Origin of the sequence: Acidovorax sp. (assembly GCF_046314175.1) — a bacterium.
In the GTDB taxonomy this organism is placed as follows: Bacteria; Pseudomonadota; Gammaproteobacteria; order Burkholderiales; family Burkholderiaceae_C; genus Acidovorax.
In genome coordinates, this window is the sequence record NZ_JBKBXG010000087.1 from 1 (window position 1) to 21,908 (window position 21,908).

Annotated in this window: 21 protein-coding genes and 1 pseudogene; 10 read left to right on the top strand and 12 right to left on the bottom strand. The window is 66.7% G+C overall.

Annotated features, from left to right (window positions below):
• Together ACK4OE_RS20335 and ACK4OE_RS20340 are read left to right on the top strand one after the other, a co-directional pair.
• Positions 1-242, top strand: a 242-nt coding sequence (locus tag ACK4OE_RS20335) for a barstar family protein (RefSeq protein ID WP_409887489.1), incomplete at its 5' end; no start/stop codon positions are given.
• A complete protein-coding gene (locus tag ACK4OE_RS20340) occupies positions 221-430 on the top strand; it encodes a hypothetical protein (RefSeq protein WP_409887491.1) in 210 nt (69 codons plus the stop codon). The genes ACK4OE_RS20335 and ACK4OE_RS20340, both read left to right, overlap by 22 nt.
• A 194-nt stretch (positions 431-624) precedes the next feature.
• Here ACK4OE_RS20340 and rsmA read toward each other — a convergent pair whose 3' ends face one another.
• From rsmA to ACK4OE_RS20355, 3 genes are read right to left on the bottom strand one after another with little or no spacing between them, the layout of a single operon-like run.
• Positions 625-1,404: a 16S rRNA (adenine(1518)-N(6)/adenine(1519)-N(6))-dimethyltransferase RsmA gene (gene rsmA, locus ACK4OE_RS20345; protein ID WP_409887493.1), complete on the bottom strand. Its 780-nt coding sequence runs from the start codon at positions 1,402-1,404 to the stop codon at positions 625-627.
• 45 nt (positions 1,405-1,449) lie between these two features.
• Positions 1,450-2,874 carry a peptidylprolyl isomerase gene (locus ACK4OE_RS20350; RefSeq protein ID WP_409887495.1) on the bottom strand — a complete coding sequence of 475 codons (1,425 nt, stop codon included), beginning with the start codon at positions 2,872-2,874 and terminating at the stop codon, positions 1,450-1,452.
• 20 nt (positions 2,875-2,894) lie between these two features.
• Positions 2,895-5,306, bottom strand: coding sequence for an LPS-assembly protein LptD (locus ACK4OE_RS20355; protein WP_409887497.1), 2,412 nt, complete (start codon positions 5,304-5,306; stop codon positions 2,895-2,897).
• 126 nt (positions 5,307-5,432) lie between these two features.
• On the opposite strand from ACK4OE_RS20355, the gene ACK4OE_RS20360 reads away from it, so the two are divergent.
• The 3 genes from ACK4OE_RS20360 (at position 5,433) to ACK4OE_RS20370 (ending at position 8,774) form a co-directional block, all read left to right on the top strand.
• Positions 5,433-6,575 (top strand): aminoglycoside phosphotransferase family protein, encoded by a 1,143-nt coding sequence (locus tag ACK4OE_RS20360; RefSeq protein ID WP_409887499.1) that lies wholly within the window; start codon positions 5,433-5,435, stop codon positions 6,573-6,575.
• Between the two features lie 122 nt (positions 6,576-6,697).
• Positions 6,698-7,459: a 16S rRNA (uracil(1498)-N(3))-methyltransferase gene (locus ACK4OE_RS20365; RefSeq protein ID WP_409887501.1), complete on the top strand. Its 762-nt coding sequence runs from the start codon at positions 6,698-6,700 to the stop codon at positions 7,457-7,459.
• 151 nt (positions 7,460-7,610) lie between these two features.
• Entirely contained in the window at positions 7,611-8,774 is a 1,164-nt protein-coding gene (locus tag ACK4OE_RS20370) for a diguanylate cyclase (protein WP_409887503.1), read from the top strand.
• Here the strand turns inward: ACK4OE_RS20370 and ACK4OE_RS20375 are convergent.
• Positions 8,758-9,324, bottom strand: coding sequence for a DUF3617 domain-containing protein (locus ACK4OE_RS20375; protein ID WP_409887505.1), 567 nt, complete (start codon positions 9,322-9,324; stop codon positions 8,758-8,760). The genes ACK4OE_RS20370 and ACK4OE_RS20375 overlap by 17 nt on opposite strands.
• Before the next feature lie 207 nt (positions 9,325-9,531).
• On the opposite strand from ACK4OE_RS20375, the gene ACK4OE_RS20380 reads away from it, so the two are divergent.
• The 3 genes from ACK4OE_RS20380 (at position 9,532) to ACK4OE_RS20390 (ending at position 12,239) form a co-directional block, all read left to right on the top strand.
• Complete coding sequence (locus ACK4OE_RS20380) at positions 9,532-10,311, top strand: SOS response-associated peptidase (protein WP_409887507.1); 780 nt, start codon at positions 9,532-9,534, stop codon at positions 10,309-10,311.
• Positions 10,312-10,384: 73 nt separating this feature from the next.
• The gene (locus tag ACK4OE_RS20385; protein ID WP_409887509.1) at positions 10,385-11,569 is read left to right on the top strand and encodes an MFS transporter; all 1,185 of its coding nucleotides are present in this window, start codon (positions 10,385-10,387) and stop codon (positions 11,567-11,569) included.
• A 178-nt stretch (positions 11,570-11,747) separates the two neighbouring features.
• Positions 11,748-12,239, top strand: a complete 492-nt coding sequence (locus tag ACK4OE_RS20390) for a YidB family protein (RefSeq protein ID WP_409887510.1) — start codon at positions 11,748-11,750, stop codon at positions 12,237-12,239.
• A gap of 11 nt (positions 12,240-12,250) precedes the next feature.
• Here ACK4OE_RS20390 and ACK4OE_RS20395 read toward each other — a convergent pair.
• The 7 genes and pseudogenes from ACK4OE_RS20395 to otnI all read right to left on the bottom strand — a co-directional run.
• Positions 12,251-12,337, bottom strand: a pseudogene (locus ACK4OE_RS20395) (hypothetical protein); the annotation flags it as partial.
• Entirely contained in the window at positions 12,304-13,176 is an 873-nt protein-coding gene (locus ACK4OE_RS20400; RefSeq protein WP_409887512.1) for a lysophospholipase, read from the bottom strand. The gene ACK4OE_RS20400 and the pseudogene ACK4OE_RS20395, both read right to left, overlap by 34 nt.
• 84 nt (positions 13,177-13,260) lie before the next feature.
• Complete coding sequence (locus ACK4OE_RS20405; RefSeq protein WP_409887514.1) at positions 13,261-13,809, bottom strand: TlpA family protein disulfide reductase; 549 nt, start codon at positions 13,807-13,809, stop codon at positions 13,261-13,263.
• Between the two features lie 54 nt (positions 13,810-13,863).
• Positions 13,864-15,354, bottom strand: a complete 1,491-nt coding sequence (locus ACK4OE_RS20410) for a M20 family metallopeptidase (RefSeq protein ID WP_409887516.1) — start codon at positions 15,352-15,354, stop codon at positions 13,864-13,866.
• 69 nt (positions 15,355-15,423) lie between these two features.
• A complete protein-coding gene (locus tag ACK4OE_RS20415; protein ID WP_409887518.1) occupies positions 15,424-16,650 on the bottom strand; it encodes a diguanylate cyclase in 1,227 nt (408 codons plus the stop codon).
• Between the two features lie 116 nt (positions 16,651-16,766).
• Positions 16,767-18,791 (bottom strand): methyl-accepting chemotaxis protein, encoded by a 2,025-nt coding sequence (locus ACK4OE_RS20420; RefSeq protein ID WP_409887520.1) that lies wholly within the window; start codon positions 18,789-18,791, stop codon positions 16,767-16,769.
• 174 nt (positions 18,792-18,965) lie between these two features.
• Positions 18,966-19,787, bottom strand: a complete 822-nt coding sequence (otnI, locus tag ACK4OE_RS20425; protein ID WP_409887522.1) for a 2-oxo-tetronate isomerase — start codon at positions 19,785-19,787, stop codon at positions 18,966-18,968.
• A gap of 177 nt (positions 19,788-19,964) precedes the next feature.
• On the opposite strand from otnI, the gene ACK4OE_RS20430 reads away from it, so the two are divergent.
• Together ACK4OE_RS20430 and ACK4OE_RS20435 are read left to right on the top strand one after the other, a co-directional pair.
• Positions 19,965-20,435 (top strand): MerR family transcriptional regulator, encoded by a 471-nt coding sequence (locus ACK4OE_RS20430; RefSeq protein WP_409887524.1) that lies wholly within the window; start codon positions 19,965-19,967, stop codon positions 20,433-20,435.
• Between the two features lie 72 nt (positions 20,436-20,507).
• Positions 20,508-21,143, top strand: coding sequence for an NAD(P)H-dependent oxidoreductase (locus ACK4OE_RS20435; RefSeq protein WP_409887526.1), 636 nt, complete (start codon positions 20,508-20,510; stop codon positions 21,141-21,143).
• Here ACK4OE_RS20435 and ACK4OE_RS20440 read toward each other — a convergent pair.
• The coding region (locus ACK4OE_RS20440) for a glycerophosphodiester phosphodiesterase family protein (protein WP_409887528.1) at positions 21,127-21,908 on the bottom strand (782 nt) is incomplete at its 5' end. The genes ACK4OE_RS20435 and ACK4OE_RS20440 overlap by 17 nt on opposite strands.

Genomic DNA, 21,908 nt, shown 5'->3' on the forward strand with positions numbered 1-21,908 from the left:
CCGGGCAATTCACCTTCCCGTCGCACTTCGGCAAGAACTTTGATGCGTTGTACGACTGCATGACGGATCCCTTGCATAAATCGGGCCCGCAGCCTGGTTTCATCGTGGTGCTGGAGCAGATTCCCGCCACGGGCAAGTTCGACAAGGAAGCGCGTGAACAGCTGCTCGATATCTTCCGCGACGCCGCCGACTACTGGGGTGACCGCAAGATACCGTTCCGGTGTTTCTATTCTTTTCTGTAGCCCGTTCTGCATCCACCAGCCAAGCAGAACGGGCGAATGAGGCTACGGACACCAAGGGCACTCTCGGCATCGACATCGGCGGGGAACCCGTCGAGAAGATGCCGACGGACAAGTTGGTTGACGTGTCCCCCATGGCGCTGCGCATGAGCAGCCCATTCAACGCCAGTTACTGGCTCAACGCGGCCTGAATTCGGTACATCCCCCTGAGGCGCTTTGCGCCTTGCCCCTTCTCTCGAATCGCTGCGCAATTCGGGAAGGGGGACGATCCCTCGCTGCCGGGAGGTCCTTGCGTGGCATCCCTGGCTTGGACTGCTTCAGTTGCTGAAAATTACAGTCAAATCAGGCTCTAGCGCTTGTCCATCAAGCGCAAGCAGCTATTGATTTATGAGCACTCCTGCGCCAGAGCCACAAACTCGGCGACGGGCACTTCTTCGGCGCGGCGTTGGGTGTCGAAGTGGCCAGCAAACTGGCGGGCTTCGAGCCAGCGGCCCAGGGTGTGGCGCAGCAGCTTGCGGCGCTGGCTGAAAGCCACCTGCACCAGCTCTTCGAGCAAGGGCAGCGACACCGGTGCGGGCTGTGCGCGCGGCACCATGCGCACCACGGCGCTGTCCACACGGGGAGGCGGGTCAAAGCTCTCGGGCGGCACGAACAGCACGTTTTCCATGGCGTAGCGCCACTGCAGCATCACGGACAGGCGGCCGTAGTCGCTGGTGGCGGGCTTGGCCACCATGCGGTCGATCACTTCCTTTTGCAGCATGAAGTGCTGGTCTTCGATGACCTGCACATGGTCGAGCAGATGGAACAGGATGGGTGTGGAGATGTTGTAGGGCAGGTTGCCCACCACGCGCAGCCGCAGGTCGGGCAACGCGGCTTTGTCGCGCATCGTCTGCGCCAATGCGGTGAAGTCCACCTTGAGCACGTCGGACTCGATCACATCGAGCTGGCCGTGCAGCCGCAGGCGCAGCGCCAGGTCGCGGTCCAGCTCAATGACCGTGAGGCGCCCCAGGCGCTCCACCAGAGGCTGCGTCAGCGCAGCAAGACCCGGCCCGATCTCGACCATGGGCTGGCCCGGCTGTGGGCCAATGGCCTGGACGATGTCTTCGATGATGCCCTTGTCGGACAGGAAATGCTGGCCGAAGCGCTTGCGGGGGATGTGTTTCAACGCGGCTGTACCTGCTGTCTGTTCATCGGTCGGTTCATCGATCTGTTACTGCGGTGGGTCGCGATACTCGACATACGCGCGGCCACGCAGCTCCTGCGCCCAGGTGGCGTAGGCCTCGTCCAGCTTTTTCTCGCGCACGGTGCTGCGCGCCATGTCACGTTGTTCGCGCTGGGTGAGCTTGGCCTCCCGACGCTCCAGCAGCTGAATCAGGTGCACACCAAAGCGCGACACCAGTGGTTCGCTGATGTCGCCGGGCTTGAGGGCGTTCATGGCCTGCTCGAACTCGGGCACATAGCGGCCGGGGTTGGCCCAGCCCAGATCGCCGCCCTCCTTGGAGCTGCCGTCCTGCGAATGCTCGCGGGCCAGCGCGGCAAAGTCGGCCTGGCCTGCCAGCACGCGACGGCGGTAGTCGGCCAGGCGCGCTGCGGCGGCGGTTTCCGTCAGCTGCGGGCCGGTGCGCAAGAGGATGTGGCGGGCATGGCTTTGCACCACGGTGGTGGGCACACCGGCGGTGACCCGCTCGACGACCTTCAGCACGTGGAACCCGGCCGGCGAGCGCAACGGTCCCACGATGCCGCCCACCGGCAGCCCCTGGGTGGAATTGACGAACAGCTCTGGATACCGGTCGGCAGGGCGCATGCCCAGCAAACCACCGGCACGCTGGCCTTCCTGCGCATCGGAAAACTCGCGAGCCACTGCCGCAAAGTCCTCACCCGCACGCACCTTGTCGGCCGCTTGCTGGGCGCGGGCCTGGCGCTCGACCACCTGCGCGGGCGTTGCGTTCTCGGGCACCAGCACCAGCACGTGGCCGAGATTGATTTCCATGTTCGACACGTCATTGCCCTGCTGCTGTTCGCGCAGGTACTGGTCCACATCCAGGTCCGTCACCTTCACGCGCGCCTCCACCTCGCGCTCGCGCAGCTTTTGCTGCAGCAGCTGGTTGCGCAGCTCTTCGCGAAAGCGCTCACGGCTCATGCCGTCGCGCGCCAGGCGGCGGTACAGCTCGTCCACCGTCATGCTGTTTTGCTGCGCCACGCCCTGCTCGGCCTGCGATACCGCGAAGTCATCGACCTTGATGCCGGACTCGCGCGCTTGCTGAAGCTGCACGCGCTCCAGGATGAGGCGCTCCAGCACTTCACGGGCCAGCAAGTCGCGCGGCGGCATGGCCCCCCCTTGCTGCGCCAGCTGGGCCTCGGCACGCGCCAGGCGCGAACGCACTTCGTTGTTGGTGATGGGCTCAGAGTTGGCCACTGCCACGATGAAGTCCGCCTGCCGTGGCGCGCTGCTGGTGGCGGCGCCCGGCGCGGGCAAGGTGATGGAGGGCGCTGCAGCCGGGCGGGGTGACGACAACCCGCTGCCCGTGGCCGCGCCGGAGGGGCGCAACCCTTGTGCGGCGGCGCCCTGCGACGCCATAGCTGCCACTGTGGCGATGGCCAGGGCAATGACACGGTGATGGAGTGCGTTGGTCATAGGGCGTTGGTCAAAGAGCGTTAGTCATAGTTGCTAAAACGGCTGGGCGTGCTGACCTGCTCGCGCAGGTACTGGTAACGCGGCACATTTTGCTTGAAGGTTTCAAGGGGGCTGGAGCCCAGGCTCAGGCGCGAGAAGCCCACGAATTCGATCTGGAACAGCAACCGGGTGTTGGACGTGGTCACGCTGCTTTGCAGGCGCTCCAGCACCACGCGGCCAATCCAGCAGCAGCTGTCGTACTCCAGGCCCACCACGGTGTCCACCAGCTTGCGGTCTTGCAGGCTGTAGTTAAGGCGCCCGACGCTGTACCAGCGGCCCGTGCCCTGGCCACGGCCCTTGCCCAGTTCCTGGCCCTTGTCGCCCCACAGGTCGTTCAGCGGCCACTGCCAGCCGATGTCGATCTGCTCGCTGGTGCCGCGCTGCAGGCGGTAGGCAGCGCTCACGGTGCGGTAGTTGCCGGGGCTGTACCGCGCGCCGATGGTGGAGCGGATGGAGCGGCCGGTCTTGGGGTTGTACTGCACCGTGGAGTCAAAGCCCCACTGCGGCGTCCAGGTGATGCCCGCGCCCAACAGCAGGTCGGACAGGCGCTCGTTGGCGGGCGTACCGCCCGGCAGGGTGACCTTCTGGTCCGAAAAGCGCAGGCGCTGCGCAATCCCAAAGCGCGCCGCTTCTGCACCCGTGTTTGGGTCCAGCAGGCGGGTGGTCACGCCCAGGGTGAGCAGGTTGTTGTCGGCCAGCCGGTCGTTGCCGCCAAACGCGTTCTCGGTGTAGATGGTGGCAAAGTTGAAGTCATTGGCCGCCGTGTCGTACACGGGCAGGCGGCTCTGGTCGCGGTAGGGCGTGTAGGTGTAGAAGGCGCGCGGCTCCAGCGTCTGCAAAAACGCGCGGCCAAAGTAGGCGGCGTCGCGCTCAAACACCAGGCCGCTGTCCAGGCTGAAGGTGGGCAGGGTGCGGGCGGCCGAGCGGTCGCCGTTGGACAGCGCGGAATCAAACTGGTACTGCGTGGCGTGCAGCTGCAGGCGCGGCGTGACAAAGCCCCCCGGCGCCAGAAACGGCCGACTGATCTGCGCCATGGCAAAGCTGCGGTTGGCGTTGGGCTGGCCCGTCAGCGCGCGCGCAGCCTGAAAGCGTGTGCTGTCCAGTACCACGCTCGCATCAAACCCGCCGCCCAGCTCGGACGGCGCGTAGCGCCATTGCAGCTGGGGCATGCGGTCGTACGGCGGCACGATGGGCGAGTTCACATCTTGCAGGGTTTGCCACTTGAGGGTGCGCACCGACGCCGACACGTCATTGCGGGCCCACGACAGCGTGGCATCGCCCGGCAGCAGGCGCTGGCGCAATACCTCGGAGGCACGGCCAAAGTCGCGCCAGTAGTTGTCATCGCTCACGCGGTTGACGTTGATGTTCAGGCCCAAGCCGCCCATGGGGGTGTTGAAGCTGCCTTCGTGTTTGGCGCTGTAGCCCCAGCGCAGGCGGTCGCGCAGCCGGTCGTCGGGCATCACGTCGCCGCTGAACTCGCCCTTGTAGGTGGGTTCCAGGTAGCGGAACTCGCCGCCCAGGTTGGCACCGCGTTTGGTCATCAGCGCAGCGCGCAGCGTGGCGTCCCGGTTGGGCGCAATGTTCCAGTAATAGGGCTGCATGTACGCCACGCCATCGCGGCTGTCCAGCCCGATGGTGGGCGGCAGCAGACCGGACTTGCGCTTGTCCGACAGCGGGAAGGTGATGTACGGAATGGGCAGGATGGGCAAGCCCTTGAACTCCAGCACCGCGTTCTCCGCCGTGCCCACCTCTTCTTCATTGTCGATGCGGATGGTGCTGGCGCGCAGCACCCAGTCCGGCTGCCAGCTGGCTTCGTTGCCGCGTTCGCAGGTGGTGTAGGTGGCGTTGTGCACCACGGCCCGGTCCTTGTCGATAAAGTCCACGCGCGTGGCCTCGCCGTGTGCCTGGTTGGCCAAAAATTGGTAGCGCGCGTCGCTGAAAAAGCCTTCGAACGCCTCCACGCGCAGCTCCAGCGCGGTGCCTTCGTACACATTGCCGGCCCGGTTGATGCGCACCTTGCCCTGGGCCTTGGCCAGGTCTTCGGGCACGTTGTAGTCCAGGCGGTCGGCGCGGATCACGGTGTCGCCGCGGCGCAGCTCGGCATTACCCTCGATGACGGCGTTCAGGTCGGTCTGGCCCTCCACCCGGTCGCCGGTGACAAAGATGGGCAGCTGTGAGCGTACGTCTTCCGGGATTTTTTCCTGCAGCAGGGGCGAGCTGCGCAGCGCCGGGGGCGCGTCCCAGCCACTGGGCGCCGCCGACTGCGCCGTGGCGGCAAGGGGGAACCCGCACCAGGCCAGGGCCACGGCATAGGCCAGCGCACCGGGCACCGGAGGACGCAGCCGCACAGCGTTCGCCGTGGCGGGCCGGGTCCGGGGGGAGGGGGTCTGCACGGAGGGGGTCTTGCAGCGTGGCACGTGGGGCGATGGGGGCTGGGGCAGATGAAAGGACCCGCGCCGGGCGTCGCCTGTCACCAAGGAACAGCGCGCTGGGAGCGGGTTTGTAAAATCGGATTATCCATGAGCCACCCTTTCCCCCCATCCCCCTCCAGCCCGCCATCCGGCGCGGCCGTGGCAAGCCCCCCTTCTTCGCTGGTGACCTGGCCCGACGCGGCCCGCCAGACGGCCTTTGAGGCCTGGCTGGCGCCCCTGGTGGCGCAGCACCAGTTGCTGCCCGCCACGCTGCGCCCGGCGTCGGCCGATGCGAGCTTTCGGCGCTACCTGCGCATGGACAGCGCCGCAGGCGGCAGCCGCATCGTGATGGATGCGCCGCCCGACAAGGAGAACTGCAAGCCGTTTGTACAGGTGCAGGGGCTGATGGCCGGTGCCGGGCTGAATGTGCCGCAGATCCTGGCGTTTGATGAACCCGGCGGCTTCATGCTGCTGAGCGACCTGGGACACCAGACGCTGATCGATCTGCTCAACCCCGACAAGCCCCAGGACGCCTACGCCTGGTACCAGCAGGCCACCGATGTGCTGCTGGACTGGCAAAAGGCGTCCCAGCCCGGCGTGCTGCCGGTGTACGACGAGGCGCTGCTGCGCCGCGAACTGGCGCTGTTCCCGGACTGGTACCTGGCACAACACCGCGGCGTGACGCTGGACGACACGCAGCAGGCCACGCTGAACAGCGCCTTTGATGCCATCGTGGCGCACAACCTGGCCGCACCCCAGGTCTATGTGCACCGCGACTTCATGACCAGAAATCTCATGGCCCCCGTGGAGCAAGGCGCGCCGCTGGGCGTACTGGACTTCCAGGACGCCGTCTACGGCCCCATCACCTACGACATTGCCAGCCTGCTGCGCGACGCGTTCATCAGCTGGGAAGAAGAGTTTGTCATCGACATTACCGTGCGTTACTGGGAAAAGGCCCGCAAGTCCGGCCTGCTGGGCGCGACCAGTGCCAGCGGCTGGGGCAATGACTTCGGCGAGTTCTACCGCAGCGTGGAATGGATGGGCCTGCAGCGCCACCTGAAGGTTGCGGGCATCTTTGCACGGCTGACGCTGCGCGACGGCAAGCCCAAGTACCTGGCCGATGCACCGCGCTTCATGCACTACATCCGCACGACAACGGACCGCTATCGGCAGCTGGGCCCGCTGCTCAAGATGCTCGACCAGATCGAGGGCACCGAGCCTGTGACGGGCTTTGCGTACGGCCGGATGTAGTGGATGCCATGGTGGGGGTGTGCAACCTCGCCACCGCGCAGGCACAACCCGCCCAAATATTGAGTCAAATTGGCCTCTACCGCTTATCCATAAAGCGCTAGCAGCTATAAATTAGGTAGCACATGCCCCGTTTTCACTGCCCCACCCCTCTGGCCACGGGCATCGAGCTGGACCTGCCCCCCGGCGCCGCGCGGCATGTGCAGGTGCTGCGCCTGCAGCCGGGCGACTCCATCACCCTGTTCCACGGCGGGCAGGGTGCGGGCGAGGCCGGCGGAGAGTTTGACGCCACCGTGCTGCGCATGGGCCGCAGCGATGTGCAGGTGCGGGTGGGCGCCCACCACGCCATCGACCGCGAGGCCACCCGCGCCGTGCACCTGCTGGCGGGCATCACCGCCAACGACCGCATGGACTGGCTGGTCGAAAAAGCCACCGAGCTGGGCGTGGCCAGCATCACTCCCCTGGTGGCCGAGCGCAGCGTGCTCAAGCTCAAGGGCGACCGCGCCGACAAGAAGATCGCCCACTGGCAAGCCGTGGCCGTGGCGGCCTGCGAGCAATGCGGGCGCAACCGCGTACCGGTCGTGCACGACGCCATCGACCTGGCCGCATGGGTCCGCGCCAACGCTGCGCCCGGCTCTGCATCGGCCGCGGGGATGGCCCAACGCCTGCTGCTGTCATTGCGACCCGGCACGTCACCCCTGCGCACCGCTGCGGGCATGGAGGGCGGCCAGGCGCCGGTGCTGTTCCTGTCTGGCCCGGAAGGCGGCCTGAGCAGCGCAGAAGAAGACCTGGCCGTGCAGCACAGCTTTGCACCGGTCACTCTGGGCCCGCGCGTGCTGCGGGCCGAAACCGCCCCGCTGGCGGCCCTAGCTGCGCTCACCCTCTGACACCGCGTTCCCAATGAACTGCTCTGGGGGCGACCCGCAGGGCTGTACGCGCGCTGTTACCTCGCCGTAAAATGCCCGACCGGCCGGTAGCCACCGACCCGCTGGCCCCCCGCGCACCCCGCGGCCGATCGAACTGGCAGGAGTCTCTATCTTGCGCACATCCTCCCGCTGGCAACGCCTGAGGGACGTCATCCTCTCCACCGACCCCAAGCGGCGCACGCTGGTGAGCATGGCCCTGCTGGCGTTGGTGCTGATGACCAGCAGCGCGGGCGTGATGTTGCTGGTGGCCCATTCCAGCAGCGCCGTCAACGCCACCGCCGTGCAGTGGTGGGCCGCCATGTCGGTGGGCGGGCTGGTGGTGATGACGGCTTACATCCGGTCCGGAGAAACGGCCCGCCTGCGCGATCCCTCGCTCACCATTCCCCAGATGGTCTGGACCATCACCAGCGGTGCCGTGGCCTATGTGCTGGCGGGCGACGCGCGGGGCCTGATCCCGAGCGTGCTGGCGATGATTCTCTTTTTTGGCACCTTTGCACTCACCATGGCCCAGGTGATCGGCATTGGCGCGTTTGCGCTGCTGGCCTTTGCCTGCGCCATCGGCGTCACCTCACGCTTCAGTGCCAGCCCGCTCGGATACCTGGACACCGCCTATGCGCTGATGGTGCTCATCGTGCTGAGCGGCTGCGTGGCGCTGAACCTGCGCATCCATCGCATCCGCGTGCGGCTGCACGAGCAGCGTGTGGCGTTGGCCGAGGCGCTGCGGGTCAATCGCGAACTGGCGTCACGCGACGAGTTGACCGGGTTGATCAACCGCCGCGCCATGCAAGACCTGATGGGCCTGGAACACCGGCGCAGCGTGCGCAGCGGCCGCCCCATGCTGCTGGCCCAGCTGGACATTGACCATTTCAAGCCCGTCAACGACACCCACGGCCACGCGACGGGCGACCGCGCGCTGCAGGCGTTTGCCAGCACGGTGCGGGACTCCGTGCGCGACACCGACGTGCTGGCCCGCTGGGGCGGTGAGGAGTTTGTGCTGATGCTGTCGGACACCCCACCCGAAGACGCCCGCGAGCTGCTCGAACGCATCCGCCGCGCCGTGGCTGCGATGGCCATCCCCCACGCCACGGGCACGCTGCACATGACCGTGTCGATGGGCCTGGCGCTGCACCTGCCGGGCGACACCGTGGAGCACACCCTGGAGCGCGCGGACCAGGCGCTGTACACCGCCAAGGCCCTGGGCCGCAACCGCGTGGTGGTGGCGCCCTCAGGTCACCGCCCGTCGGCAGTCCACAGCGGGACTAGCGCACGGGCTTGATCGCTCCGCAGTCGGCAGACAGCCACTTGCCCGTCTGCGCCATGTCGATCTGCTCGGGCTTGCCACTGTGGGTGGTCTTGACCTTGAAGTTGCCCGTGTAGGCCGTGGGGCCGCTGAAGGTCATGGTGCCCTCGCCCGAGGTGGGCGGCTCGCCCTGGCTACCTTTGCAACTGAAGGTCATGGCCACCGTGTTGGGGCCTGTGCGCTTGACGTTCTGGGTGCAGCCCTCTTGCGGCGGGATGTTGTCCAGGTCGGCCTGCTCGGCGGTGATGCACATCTTCACCGTGTTGCCTTTGGGGCCGATGCTCACGCCCTGCTGGGCCATCATCTGCTCCATCTGCTTGCGCTGCTCGGGCGTCATGCTGGCCAGCGACTTTTGCATCTGCGCCATGGCGGCCTCCATCTGGCCGCTCTGGCTTTTCATGGCCACCGTGTGCTCCCACAGACCGGGGCGCAGCTTCTGCGGCTGGGCATGGGCCCCGCCTGCCGCGGCCAGCAGCACAGCGGCGCCCGCGGCGTGAACGATGAAACGGGAAACGTTGTGCTGCATGGCGTGCCTTTGCTCCAAGTCGGTGGGTGGCGCACAGTATGTCGAAAGCAGCAGCGTTTTGCCATGGGATGAATGGCCCATGGCAGCTACTGTCGCTGGCAGCCCTGCATCGATCACTTCAATATTTATAGCTACTAGCGCTTATCCAATAAGCGCTAGAGCCCATTTTTGCTTCAAATCCATCGGCGACACAGTTACCATCGCCGCATGAGCACCCATTACGAAACCCTGCCCACCGCCGATGCCTACAGCGAATCGTTCGCGGTGGCGCCCCCCGAGGCGCTGGGCGAACGCCACCTGTGGCCACGCAAACCAGGCTTCTTCATCGTCCATGCCGCCACGGCAGCGGCCATCGCCCAGCCTGTTGCCAAGGCGGCTGCCGATGTCGCCATTGATGTTCCGACTGACGCACCTCCACAAGAGTCGACAGAGGTGCCCGCCATCAACACCGACCGCGTGCTGGTGTCCGCCCAGTGGGGCCTGGTGCCGCACTGGGTCAAGTCCGCGTCAGACGCGAAGCTGCGCGCGACCAAGCTGGTCAACGCCAAGTCCGACACGGCCTCTACCGGCACCGCGTTCCGCGACGCGTGGCTGAACGGCCAGCGCTGCATCGTGCCCATGAACGCGTTCTATGAAGACGACCTGCGCAGCGGCAAGGCCGTGCCCACCCGCGTCGCCCGCGTGGACGGCAAGCCCATGGGCGTCGCAGGCTTGTGGGCGCGCTGGCAAGGGGCCGATGGCGAAGTCATCATCAGCTACTGCCTGCTGAACGTGAACGCCAACAACCACGCGCTGCTGCACCGCTACGGCCAGCCCGGCAGCGAAAAAAGCATGCCCGCCATCCTGAACGAAGGCGCCTACGACGCGTGGCTGACCGCGCGGCCCGAGAAGGCCAAGGAGTTCATGCGCCAGTACGCCGCCCAATGGCTTCTGGCCAACCCGGTGGAGAAAAAGGCCGACAAGATCCCCAAGGGCTTGCTGGGCTAGTCCCCTGAGCGCTGGCCGCAAAGGCCAGCGTCTACGACCCGGAGTTCCTTACCTTGCACAGCCGTCGCCTTTCATGAACAAAAACCTGTGGTTGCTGGCCCTGTGCCAAGGCCTGTTTCTGACCAACAACGTCGTCTTCATCGCCATTAACGGCCTGGTGGGGCTGCAGCTGGCGCCCTTTGGCTGGATGGCCACGCTGCCGGTGATGGGCTATGTGGTGGGCGGGGCGCTGTCCACACCGCTGGTGGCCAAAACGCAGATGCGCTGGGGGCGCAAGGTGTCGTTCCAGATCGGGCTGGCCGTGGCTGTGGCGTCGGCCGCGCTGTGCGCCTGGGCCGCGTTCAGCGCCAACTTCTGGCTGCTGTGCACCGCCACGCTGGTGGCGGGCTACTACAGCGCCAACGGCGGGCTGTACCGCTTTGCGGCCGCCGAGCTGGCCGCGCCGGACTACCGCGAAAAGGCCATGTCGCTGGTGCTGGCCGGTGGCCTGCTGGGCGCGGTGGCAGGCCCCAACTTGGCCAGCGCCACACGCACGCTGTTCCCCGTGCCGTTTGCGGGCGCCTACATAGCGCTGATGGGTGTGGCGCTGCTGGCCATGGTGTGCATGGCCGCCATCCGCTTTGAGGCGCAGCCCGTGGTGCTAAACGCCGCCGGGCAACCCGCCCGGGGCCGCCCGCTGGCCGAGCTGCTGCGCCAGCCCACCATGGTGGTCGCCATCCTGGGCGCAGCCCTGGGCTACGGCGTGATGAACCTGCTGATGGCCGCCACGCCGCTGGCCATGCAGGTGTGTGGCTTTGATTTTGATGCGTCTGCGCTGGTGCTGGAGTGGCACGTCATCGGCATGTTTGCGCCCGGCTTTTTCACCGGCCACCTGATCAAGCGGTTTGGCGTGCTGCCGGTGATGGGCGTGGGCGTGGTGCTCAACTTCGCCTGCGTGGCCGTGGCGCTGTCAGGGATTGAGCTGCACCACTTCGGCATCGCCTTGTTTCTGCTAGGCGTGGGCTGGAATTTTCTGTTCACCGGCGGCACCGCGCTGGCCATGACGGCCTACCGCCCCGAGGAGAAAGACCGCGCCCAGGCGGCCATCAACTTCTGCGTGTACGCCACGCTGGCGCTGAGCGCGTTTTCATCGGGCGTGCTGGTCACCACACAGGGCTGGACGCTGCTGAACGCAGGCTCGCTGGTGCCGATTGTGGTGACGGGGCTGGCGCTGGCGTGGCTGGGTTGGCAGCGCAAGCGCGTTGCAACCGGCCTCTGACAACGAGGCGGCAACGCCCCGCCACGGCCCCAACACTCGCGTCCCCCGCCTATTGCGAAAGGCTCTGCAGTAGAAGAATTCACGATTGTTGACACAGCGGCCACCTCCACCCTGCGTACCATGCGTGATTGCCCAGTCGCTGTGCGGCTGTTATTGATTCCTTCTGCAGGAGAACACCATGGGTTTGCTTGATTCCGTTTTGGGTGCCGTCATCAACAACGCGTCGCAAGGCGGCAGCGGCGCCGCTGCCGCAGGTGGGGCCGGGGGCGGCCTGGGCGGCCTGGGCGGCCTGATCAGCATGGCCGCGCAGAACCCGCAGCTGGTGCAAGCGGTGATGTCCCTCATCAGCAACGACGGCCCGGTCGGTGGCCTGCCGGGCCTAATGGCCAAGTTTCAGCAGGCGGGCCTGGGCAATGTGATTTCGTCGTGGCTCAGCACGGGGCCCAACCAGGCGATCTCGGGCGAGCAGCTGTCCAATGTGTTGGGCAGCGGCCCGCTGTCGCAAATCGCGTCGCAACTGGGCGTAGGCCCTGGCGCCGCGGCGGGCCAACTGGCCCAGGTGCTGCCGGGCCTGATCGACCAGCTCAGCCCGCGCGGCGAGGCGCCCCAGGGCGGGTTTGGCACATCGAACGACCTGTTCGGAATGCTGGGTGGTTTGCTTAAAAAATGATAGCTACTAGCGCTTGACAGACAAGCGCTAGAGGCCAATTTGGCTTGAAATTTGGTGGCTGCGCCTACCCCACTACGGGGCAGCGCCGCACCAGCCATTGCTGCAGCAGATTGAACACTGGCGCCGCCAGCTCGGGGCTTTCGTTGAACAGCTCGTGGTACAGCGGCTCGAAGCAGTGGGAATGCACCACCGCCTTGGGCGCAGCAGCCGCAAAGGCACTGCTGCCTGTGGGGTGGACCAGCCTGTCGCTGCCCGCCCACATCAGCAGGGTGGGCACGCTCCAGTGCGCGGCGCGGGCCACGGTGGCGGGGCCGCCGTCGGCGATGAAACGGGCCAGGCGGGCGCTGATGCGGTCGTGGCACAGCGGGTCGGCCAGGTAGGCAGCGATCACGGCGGGGTTGTGCGAGAGGTACTGCGCATCAAGCCCGTTGCTCACGCGCAGGTTGGGCGCAATGCGCGGCAAGGTGGCCAGCAGCAGCTTTTGCACGGCGCCCAAACCCGCATCGAGCGCGGGGGAGGACAGCACCAACGCATCCACGGGCCGCATCTTCAACGACACAAAACGCGACGCTACCAGGCCGCCCATGCTGTGGCCCAGCAGCACCAGCGGGTGGCCTGCAGGAATGCGCGCGCGCGTGGCGTCCACCAGGTCGGCCAGGTCATCGAGCAGCCGCAGGTCCGACGTGAGCCCGCCACGGGGCCCGGCCGATTCACCATGACCGTACTGGTCGTAGCCGCGCACGGAAAACCCCCAGTCGTTGAGACGGCGCGCCACCGCGTCGTACCGGCCCACATGCTCGCCCAGGCCATGCACCAGCAGCACGGTGCCGCGCTGGGGCTCACCGTCGGGCAGGGGCCAGTCCTGCACGGCCAGGTTCTCGCCGTCGCTGGCAGTAAAGGTGGTGAGGGTCGAGGGAGCGAGGTCGTCAGAAATCATGAAGGACAGACAAAAGCGGCGGGCAGTGCAAAGCAGCGCAGGAAGGCGCTGGAACGCGGAACACAGACGGGCAGAGCCCGTGCATCAGGCGATCGAGGCCCAGAGGTCGTCCCAGTCGGTGGGCTGGAAGTTGCCCTCACGGCGCAGCACCTGCTGGTGCTGGCGGTTGAGCACGAAATGCGTGGGGCGGCGGGTGATGGCGCCAAAACTGTCCTGGTGTCCGGCGGCGTTGCGCCAGGCAATCGGAAAGCGCTGCTCGGCAGGCACGGATACTTTGAGCAGTTCGATGTACTGCATGAAGTCCGTACTCTTCTCGTCCATGTTCACACCCAGCAGCACAAAGTCGCGCTGGCGGTTGTTGGTATAGAACTCGCGCATCAGCCGCAGCTCGTTGGTGCACAGCGCGCAGCCTGCGGTGAAGAAGCTCACCAGGCACACCTTGCCCGCAAAGTCCGTCAGCGCAACGGGCTTGCCCTCGCTGCTGGTGCCCGACAGCGTGTGGCGCGGGCCAGGTGGAGCCGAGGCACCCGCTGCCGCTGCAGTTGCCGCAGTCGCCTGGGCATGGACGAGAGGGTGTACCGCCGCAGCCAGCGTGGTGGCCGCGCAGGCCTGCAGAAAAACACGTTTGTGCATCGTTGTCAGGGCCCGCTCAAAAGGAAGAAGGAATAAACCGAAAAGTCTGCGGAATCAGACCACCTCGGCAGGCGCCGCCGCCTGCTGCGCCATGGCCGCGATCACGTGCGCTACCGAGGCCGTGAGGCGCTTGGCATACGGCACATGCAAGAACTCGTTGGGGCCGTGTGCGTTGCTCTTGGGGCCCAGCACACCGCACACCATCATCTGCGCGGTGGGGAAGCCTTCGCTAAGCATGTTCATGAGCGGAATGGTGCCGCCCTGTCCGATGTAGCCGCAGGGCGCGCCGAAATGCGCCTGCGAGGCTTCGTTGAGGGCATTTTCAAACCACGGCGTGGTGGCCGGGGCGTTCCAGCCGGTGGCACCGCCGCCGCCCTGGAAGGTGACCTTGGCCTGGTAGGGCGCGTTGTCTTCGAGCAGCGACTTGAGCTGTTGCACGGCTTCTGCCGCATCGACCAGCGGGGGCAGGCGCAGGCTGAGCTTGAACGCGGTGTAGGGGCGCAGCACGTTGCCTGCGTCTTGCAGGGCGGGGAAGCCCTCGGCACCGGTCACGCTCAGCGTCGGCTCCCAGGTGCGCTTGAGCAGCGCCTGCAGCGGGTCGGTGGTGGTGGGCAGAGCAAAGGTGGTGGAGCCACCGCAGTCGTAGTGCGCCCAGGGGAAGCGCTTGTACACCTCTTCGCCCAGGATGGCGGCCGTGGCGCGGGCCTGTGCCACGCGGTCGGCGGGCACTTCGCAGTGAAAGCTGGCGGGCAGCAGGCGGCCGGTGGCGCTGTCTTCCAGCCGGTCCAGCACCTGCCGCATGATGCGAAACGACGAGGGCACCAGGCCCGAAGCGTCGCCGGAGTGAATGCCTTCGGTGAGGATCTCCACCTTGAGCGTGCCGCTGGCCATGCCGCGCAGGCTGGTGGTGAGCCACAGCTGGTCGTAGTTGCCCGCGCCGGAATCCAGGCACACCACCAGCGCCACGTTGCCCATGCGGGGCTTCAGGGCATCGATGTAGGGCAGCAGGTCGCGCGAGCCGCTTTCCTCGCAGGTTTCGATCAGGCCCACGATGCGCGGGTGGGGCACGTTCTGGCGCTTCAGTTCCTGCACGGCGGCGATGCTGGCGTACACCGCGTAGCCGTCATCGGCGCCGCCTCGGCCGTACAGCTTGCCGTCTTCGTATTTGGGGGTCCAGGGGCCCAGGTCGTTGCGCCAGCCGGAGAACTCGGGTTGCTTGTCCAGATGGCCGTACATCAGCACGGTGTCGGTGGCGCCGGGCTGGGTGGAGTCGATCTCGAAAAACAGCACGGGGGTGCGGCCTTCCAGGCGCACGATCTCGAGCTTCAGGCCTTCTACCTTTTGCGCCTCAACCCACGCGGCGGCGTTGCGCACCACGGTGTCCAGCAGGCCCAGCTCGGCCCAGTCGGCAGCGAACATGGGAGATTTGGCGGGAATGGCGATGTAGTCGGTGAGCTGGCGAACGATGTCGCTGTCCCACGCCTGGCTCACCCGTTCCAGGGCCAGTGCGGGTTGCAGGACTTGGGGGGGGACACGGGCGTTCATGGCGGCTCTCCTGGAAGCGGTGGAATCAAAACCAGCATTCCAACACAACACCCGCCCGCGCGCCACGAATCAATAGGAAGACGCTGGCTGGGTCTCGGGATTGGCGCCGGCCCCTGCGTGCGCGCTGGGGCGGCGCAGCACCGTGGCCACCTCGACCCGGTTGCGGCCGTTTTCTTTGGCCTGGTACAGGGCGCGGTCGGCGGCGGCAATCAGCATGTCCCAGTTGTCGCCCGACTCCAGGCGCCCGCCAAAGACACCAATACTCACGGTGACGGCGATGCCGTCGCCTTCCGTGCCGTCTACCCTGCAGCGCGATACCTCGACCGCCTTGCACAGCTCGCGGGCCAGTTGCTCGGCGCCGGACAGCCCGGTGTCGGGCAGCACCACCATGAACTCTTCACCCCCGTAGCGGCCCACCAGATCCTGGGCGCGCACGCGCTGTCGCAGCACGTTGACCACGCTGCACAGCACCTGGTCGCCCACGGGGTGGCCGTATTCATCGTTGACGTGCTTGAAATGGTCGATGTCCACCATCATCAGCGCGATGGATTCGCGGGTGCGCACGGCGCGCGCCACGTCGCGGTCCAGCGCGGAAATCAGCGAGCGGCGGTTGGCCACACCGGTGAGCGGGTCGAGTGCCGCCATCACGCGGTTGTTCTCATCGGCCCGGTCGCGGGACATGAACACGAACCCCATGGAGCTGACCAGCACCACAAAAAAGGTAGCCACGAACGTCAGTGTCTGCAGGCCACTGCTTTGCAAAATGGTGGACTCTGCGCCTTTCACGCTCACGGCCAGCGCCGCACGGCCGATCAGCACCACCGCCTCCAGCCCAAGCCCCGCCACCAGCAGCCACAGCCCGCGCCCCACGGTGGCGTGACGGCGCTCCAGCGCCGTGGCCAGCGCCCACAGCGCCTGAAGCCCGATGACAAGCCCCACAAACCCCACCCGCGCGGAGAAGTTGTCGATGAACACAATGACAAAGCCCGTGACCAGCGCCGAGGGCGCCAGCAACAACAGCCACGCGATGGGACGGCCCTGAAACTGGTAGATGGCGGCGATCAGCCCCACAAATACGCTGGACAACAGGAGGTTGCCCAATACGATGGATAGCACATCAGGCACCTGATCCCGCAACATCAGCAGCAAGTGCCCGACCGCGTTGACGAGCAGCGCCGCTGCCCAGTGTCCCAAGCCATCGCGCCGCCGTCCCCAGCCCACCACGGCCATGGAGGCCGCCATCATGAGTGAGCTGACAATGATCATTGCCAGCATGGTGGGGACGTGGGCAACCATGATTACTTGAGGGGAAAGGGGTTGAGGGGCTGTCAGGCCAGCATAAACCAACGCCCTGGTGCCGCAAACCTCTGCATGTCCGCCGCCACTGCGGTCCGTCGACCGGGAGCGGTGCTCTAGTGCAGCTGCGCAAGCACCCGGGCGCGGCTGCCAGGGGCGACCAGTGCGGCCACGTCCATCTGCCCGCCGCCACTCCCTTCGCCACTCCCGTCACCGGGCGACAACTTGAACACCTGCACCGCACCGGCCAGGCGCGTGGCCTGTTCGCGCAGGCTCTGGGCTGCAGCAGCCGATTCCTCCACCAGCGCCGCGTTCTGCTGCGTCATCTGGTCAAGCTGGTTGACGGCGGTGTTGACCTGGCCAATGCCGTCAGATTGCTCATTGGATGCCGCCGTGATCTCGCCAATGATGTCGCCCACGCGTTTGACCGAGCCCACGATCTCTTCCATGGTGGTGCCCGCGTTCTGCACCAGGCGCGCACCGGACTCCACCCGTTCCACCGACGCGCCGATGAGCGCCTTGATCTCGCGCGCGGCTTCGGCACTGCGTCCGGCCAGCGACCGCACCTCGCTGGCCACCACGGCAAAGCCCCGGCCCTGTTCACCTGCACGAGCAGCCTCCACCGCGGCGTTAAGCGCCAGGATGTTGGTCTGGAAGGCAATGGAGTCGATCACGCCGATGATGTCGGCGATCTTGCGCGAGCTTTGGTTGATGTCGCCCATGGTGGTGACCACCTCGCCCACCACCTGGCCGCCGCGTGCGGCCACCGCAGCGGCGGTGCTGGCCAACTGGTTGGCCTGGCGCGCTGCGTCGGCCGACAGGCGCACGGTGGAGGTGAGGTGCTCCATGCTCTGTGCGGTCTGCGCCAGGCTGCTGGCCGTGGCCTCGGTGCGGGCCGACAGGTCCTGGTTGCCGCTGGCGATCTCGGCGCTGGCGGTGGTGATGCTGTCTACCGCCGTGCGCACCTGCTGCAGCATCTGCGTATAGCGCTGGCGCATGCCCTCGACCTCCTGCACCAGCGCGCCAATCTCGTCGCGCCGGGTGGTGCGGAATGCTTCGGTCAGGTCGCCCTGCGCCACCAGGGTGATGGCCTGGGTCAGGTCCTGCAGCGGGCGGCTTATGCCCCGGCGCAGCATCAGGAACAGGCCGATGGCCAGCAGCACCACCGCCACGGCCATCAGGCCCCACACGGCCATCGTCACGCGCCGCTGGCTGGCCATGGCCTCGCCGTCGGGCACCTCGGCCACCACCCACCAGCCGCCGCTGGTCTTGCGCACCAGGGCCCAGGGGTCTTCGGCACCGGCGCCCAGCACGGGCGCGGCCTCGCGCACAAAGCCGTCGGGCGATGCGGCCAGGGCTTCAAAAAACGGGCGGGCCTCGGGGTAGGCCTCCAGCACGCGCTTGCCACGCGCGGTGGGGTGGTACACAAACACGGCCTTGTCCAGCGACGTGCCGGGGTTGATCACATACGTGCCGCCGCGCTCAAAAAATTGGGTCTGTGCCACCTGCTTTTGCAGCATCGTTTGGAACACGCTGATGTCGTTGCCGATGAACAGCAGTGCAACCACCTTGCCCGACGCGTCTTTGGCCGGCAGGTAATACCCCATGTAGGGTTTGCCGCCCACCACGGTGACGCCGGTATAGGGCTCGCCCTTGGCCACGGTGGCGTAGGCCGGGTCGTCTTTGCCCAGCGGGGTGCCCTGCTGGCGCTCGCCCTGTTCGTTTTTGACCGAAGTGGTCACGCGCACAAAGTCGTCGCCCTTTTTGACAAACACGGTGGCGATGCCGCCGGTTTCGCTGGCGAACCTGTCGACCGAGCCGTAGTCTTCGTTCACCAGCGCGCCGTAGCTGCGCAGCTCGCCCGAGGCTTCATCGAGCTGCAAGGTGGCTTCAAAGTGGCGCTGAAAGCCGCGCATGGTGAGCTGCACCAGCTCGCGGTTGGTGTTGTCGGCCGCGTCCAGCGACTGGGCCACGCTTTGCGCCGTATCGCCCACGCTGGCAGTGACCTGCGCGCGGGTGCTGCGCTCAGTCAGCACGGCAATGGCCAGCCCCACCAGCACCAGTACCAGCGCCACCAACGCAATGGCAGTGAGCGTGACCTGGCGCGCGACGGAACGGTTGTTGGCGGTGGAAGCGGCCATGCGGAATGTCTCCTGGAGTAGATGCAAAAGCCGGCTGAGCCGGTCTAAGAAAAGTGTCTCGAATGCGTGAGAACGCTCTACTTCACTCTACGGCCAGAGGCTTGTTACATTTATTCACGCATTCCCTTACGCATTCGCGCGTACTGGAACAGCCCTCCAAAACCTTCTAGCAAATCACCTGCGCACCGCCAAAGCCTTGTCACGCCAGCCCAGCCCCGCTGTGGTGCCCGCCGCAGGCTTGTACTCGCAGCCCACCCAGCCGGTGTAGCCCAGCGCGTCGATGGTGTCGAACAGAAACGGGTAGTTCAGCTCGCCCCGGTCGGGTTCTTGACGCCCAGGCACACCCGCGATCTGGATGTGCGCCACGCGGCCGGTGGGCAGGTAGCGCTGCAGCTTGGTGGCCACGTCGCCCTCCACGATCTGGCAGTGGTACAGGTCCATCTGCACCTTGAGGTTGGGGGCCTGCACCGCATCGAGCAGTTCGTGCGCGTGGTCCTGCCGGTTCAGAAAGTAGCGCGGCATGTCGCGCAGGTTGATGGGCTCGATGAGGATGTCGCGCCCCACGCGGGCAGCCTCGGCAGCGGCCCAGCCCAGGTTGCTGGCGCACAGGTCCTTGAGCGATTCGCGCTCCACGCCCGGCGGCACCACGCCCGACAGCACATGGATGCTCGGGCAGCCCAGCACCTGGGCATAACGCAGCGCCTCGTGCACCCCGGCGCGGAACTCGGCCTCACGCCCCGGCTGCGCGGCCATGCCGCGCTCGGGCCGCCCCTCTGCGCTGGCCCAGCTGGCGCGGTCGGTGCCGCTGGGTGGCGCGTTGAACAGCACCAGCTGCAGGCCGTTGTCCGTAAGCCGCGCGTCGATGTCGGCGGGCTCGAAGGCGTACGGAAACTGAAACTCCACCGCAGTGAACCGGTCGTGCGCCGCAGCGGCAAAGCGGTCCAGAAACGGCAGCTCGGTGTACATCAGGCTCAGGTTGGCGGCAAACTGGGGCATGTCGGTAGGGGCAGAAGGTGAATCAGAGCGCCGCAGCTTATCGTGCAGCGTCGGGGCCGAGGCCCGCCGAAGGCTCAGCCAGAGCAGAATATGAGTCAAATTGGCCTCTAGCGCTTTATCCATAAGCGCTTGCAGCTACTATTTTTATAGTATCACTCCATTCACCAGGACCCGCCCATGCGCATCGGAGAACTCGCCCAACGCACGGGCACCACGCCCAAGGCCATCCGGCTGTACGAAGCCCGTGGCCTGCTGGGCACGGTAGCGCGCGCGGGCATCTACCGCCAGTATGGCGAGGCCGATGTGGCCCGCGTGTTGCTGATCCGCCGGGCCCAGGCGCTGGGCTTTCGGCTGTCGGAACTGAACGACCTGCCCCACATCGACACGGCCGCTGGCTGGGAACGCATGGCCCAGCTGGTGGCCGGGCGGCGGGCGGCCGTGGCGCAGGAGCTGGCGCGACTTGCTGCATTGGACGAAGCTCTGGCGGGGCTTGAAGCTGAACTGCACACCTGCGACACGCTGGCCGTGCCCGTGGCACCCGAAGCCTGCGCCACGCCTTCCGCGCTGACGGTGGCTCCCCCCGCACACAATCCCGCGCAATTTGGTGCAGCTACCGCAGGGGGCGCCGCGAGATTCGCCCCGACTTGATCTGACCGCTTGACTCTGCCCCGTGGGGCAAGGTGACGATGGCGCCATCAACACCACCGTGAGGGAGCATCTGTGACAGAGCAGCAAAACATTTTGGTCATCCTGGGCCACCCCGCCGCCGACAGCCTGTGCGCTGGCATGGCACGCGCGTATGCCGACGGCGCGCAACAAGCAGGGGCACAGGTGCGGTTTCTGGACGTGGGGCAGCTGGCGTTCAACCCGCTGTTTCAAGGCTACGGCGCCGTCCAGCCGCTGGAACCTGACTTGCTGGCCGCGCAGGCCGACATTACCTGGGCGCACCACCTGGTCTGGGTCTACCCCATCTGGTGGGGCGCCATGCCCGCGCTCCTCAAGGGTTTTATCGACCGCGTGCTGCTGCCCGGCTATGCCTTCAAGTACCGCAAAGGCTCATCACTGTGGGACAAGCTGCTGGCAGGCCGCTCGGCCGAGCTGCTGGTGACCATGGACTCGCCGCCCTGGTACTTCCGCTGGGTGACACGCATGCCAGGGCACCACCAGATGAAGAAGGCCATCCTGGAGTTCTGCGGCATCCGGCCGGTACGCGTGCACAGCTTTGGCCCGGTGCGCAGCGCCAGCACCGAGCGGCTGGCGCAGTGGGTGGAAAAGGCGCGGCAACTGGGGCAACGCCAGGGCGCACGCGCCGCGCCGGGCAAGCCGCGCCCGGCACCCGTCACTTCGTCGCCGTGAATGCTTGAACGGCAGCGCGGCCCACGGCGGGGTCATCGGTGAAGAAGCCATCGATGCCTGCGCGCAGATAGGCCGTGATCTCACCCACGCTGTCGCCGCGCACGGTGCCATCGGTGGTCGGTGCTTTCTTCAGGCCTGCGGGCAAGAAGACGTTTTCAGGCCGTAGCGTCCAGATGTGCACGGCCAGGCCTTCGGCGCGGGCGCGCGCCACCAGCGTCGTGGGCTCGCCGGGAATGCCGTCCTTGACCGACACCACCAGGGTCTTGAAGGGGCCGATGGCATTGGCATAGGTGGCCACCTGCTTGAGGCCCTCGGGCGTGATGAGGTCGGCATAAGCGCGCGTGTTGGCCGCGCCCTGAGCTACAAAGTCATACGGCCGGCCCGAGGGCGCCACCAGCTGCACCAGGCGTACGCTGCTGAGCTTGCGGATGGCCTGCAGGTTGGCCACCTCGAACGACTGCACGAACACGGGGGCGTCCTTGTGGTTCCAGCCGTTCTTCTCCAGCACGGCCAGCAGCGGCGCCTCCAGCGGCAGGCCGATGGACTGGAAGTAAGTGGGATGTTTGGTCTCGGGGTAGATGCCAATGGTGCGACCGGTCTTGGCCGTGGCCGCCCTGGCCAGGTCGATCACCTCCTGCAGCGTAGGCACCTCGAACTGGCCGTTGTAGGCCACGTTGGCCGGGCGCTGCGCAGGGATGCGCTCGCGGGCGCGCAGGGTTTTGAGCTCGGCCAGGGTGAAGTCTTCGGTGAACCAGCCGGTGATGG

What these genes read in the sequence shown, in the direction of transcription:
- ACK4OE_RS20350 (WP_409887495.1), bottom strand. Translation starts at nt 2,874, where the DNA reads ATGACCAACGCACTCCATCACCGTGTCATTGCCCTGGCCATCGCCACA.
- ACK4OE_RS20360 (WP_409887499.1), top strand. Translation starts at nt 5,433, where the DNA reads ATGAGCCACCCTTTCCCCCCATCCCCCTCCAGCCCGCCATCCGGCGCG.
- ACK4OE_RS20365 (WP_409887501.1), top strand. Translation starts at nt 6,698, where the DNA reads ATGCCCCGTTTTCACTGCCCCACCCCTCTGGCCACGGGCATCGAGCTG.
- ACK4OE_RS20375 (WP_409887505.1), bottom strand. Translation starts at nt 9,324, where the DNA reads ATGCAGCACAACGTTTCCCGTTTCATCGTTCACGCCGCGGGCGCCGCT.
- ACK4OE_RS20380 (WP_409887507.1), top strand. Translation starts at nt 9,532, where the DNA reads ATGAGCACCCATTACGAAACCCTGCCCACCGCCGATGCCTACAGCGAA.
- ACK4OE_RS20385 (WP_409887509.1), top strand. Translation starts at nt 10,385, where the DNA reads ATGAACAAAAACCTGTGGTTGCTGGCCCTGTGCCAAGGCCTGTTTCTG.
- ACK4OE_RS20390 (WP_409887510.1), top strand. Translation starts at nt 11,748, where the DNA reads ATGGGTTTGCTTGATTCCGTTTTGGGTGCCGTCATCAACAACGCGTCG.
- ACK4OE_RS20400 (WP_409887512.1), bottom strand. Translation starts at nt 13,176, where the DNA reads ATGATTTCTGACGACCTCGCTCCCTCGACCCTCACCACCTTTACTGCC.
- ACK4OE_RS20405 (WP_409887514.1), bottom strand. Translation starts at nt 13,809, where the DNA reads ATGCACAAACGTGTTTTTCTGCAGGCCTGCGCGGCCACCACGCTGGCT.
- ACK4OE_RS20410 (WP_409887516.1), bottom strand. Translation starts at nt 15,354, where the DNA reads ATGAACGCCCGTGTCCCCCCCCAAGTCCTGCAACCCGCACTGGCCCTG.
- ACK4OE_RS20415 (WP_409887518.1), bottom strand. Translation starts at nt 16,650, where the DNA reads ATGGTTGCCCACGTCCCCACCATGCTGGCAATGATCATTGTCAGCTCA.
- ACK4OE_RS20420 (WP_409887520.1), bottom strand. Translation starts at nt 18,791, where the DNA reads ATGGCCGCTTCCACCGCCAACAACCGTTCCGTCGCGCGCCAGGTCACG.
- otnI (WP_409887522.1), bottom strand. Translation starts at nt 19,787, where the DNA reads ATGCCCCAGTTTGCCGCCAACCTGAGCCTGATGTACACCGAGCTGCCG.
- ACK4OE_RS20430 (WP_409887524.1), top strand. Translation starts at nt 19,965, where the DNA reads ATGCGCATCGGAGAACTCGCCCAACGCACGGGCACCACGCCCAAGGCC.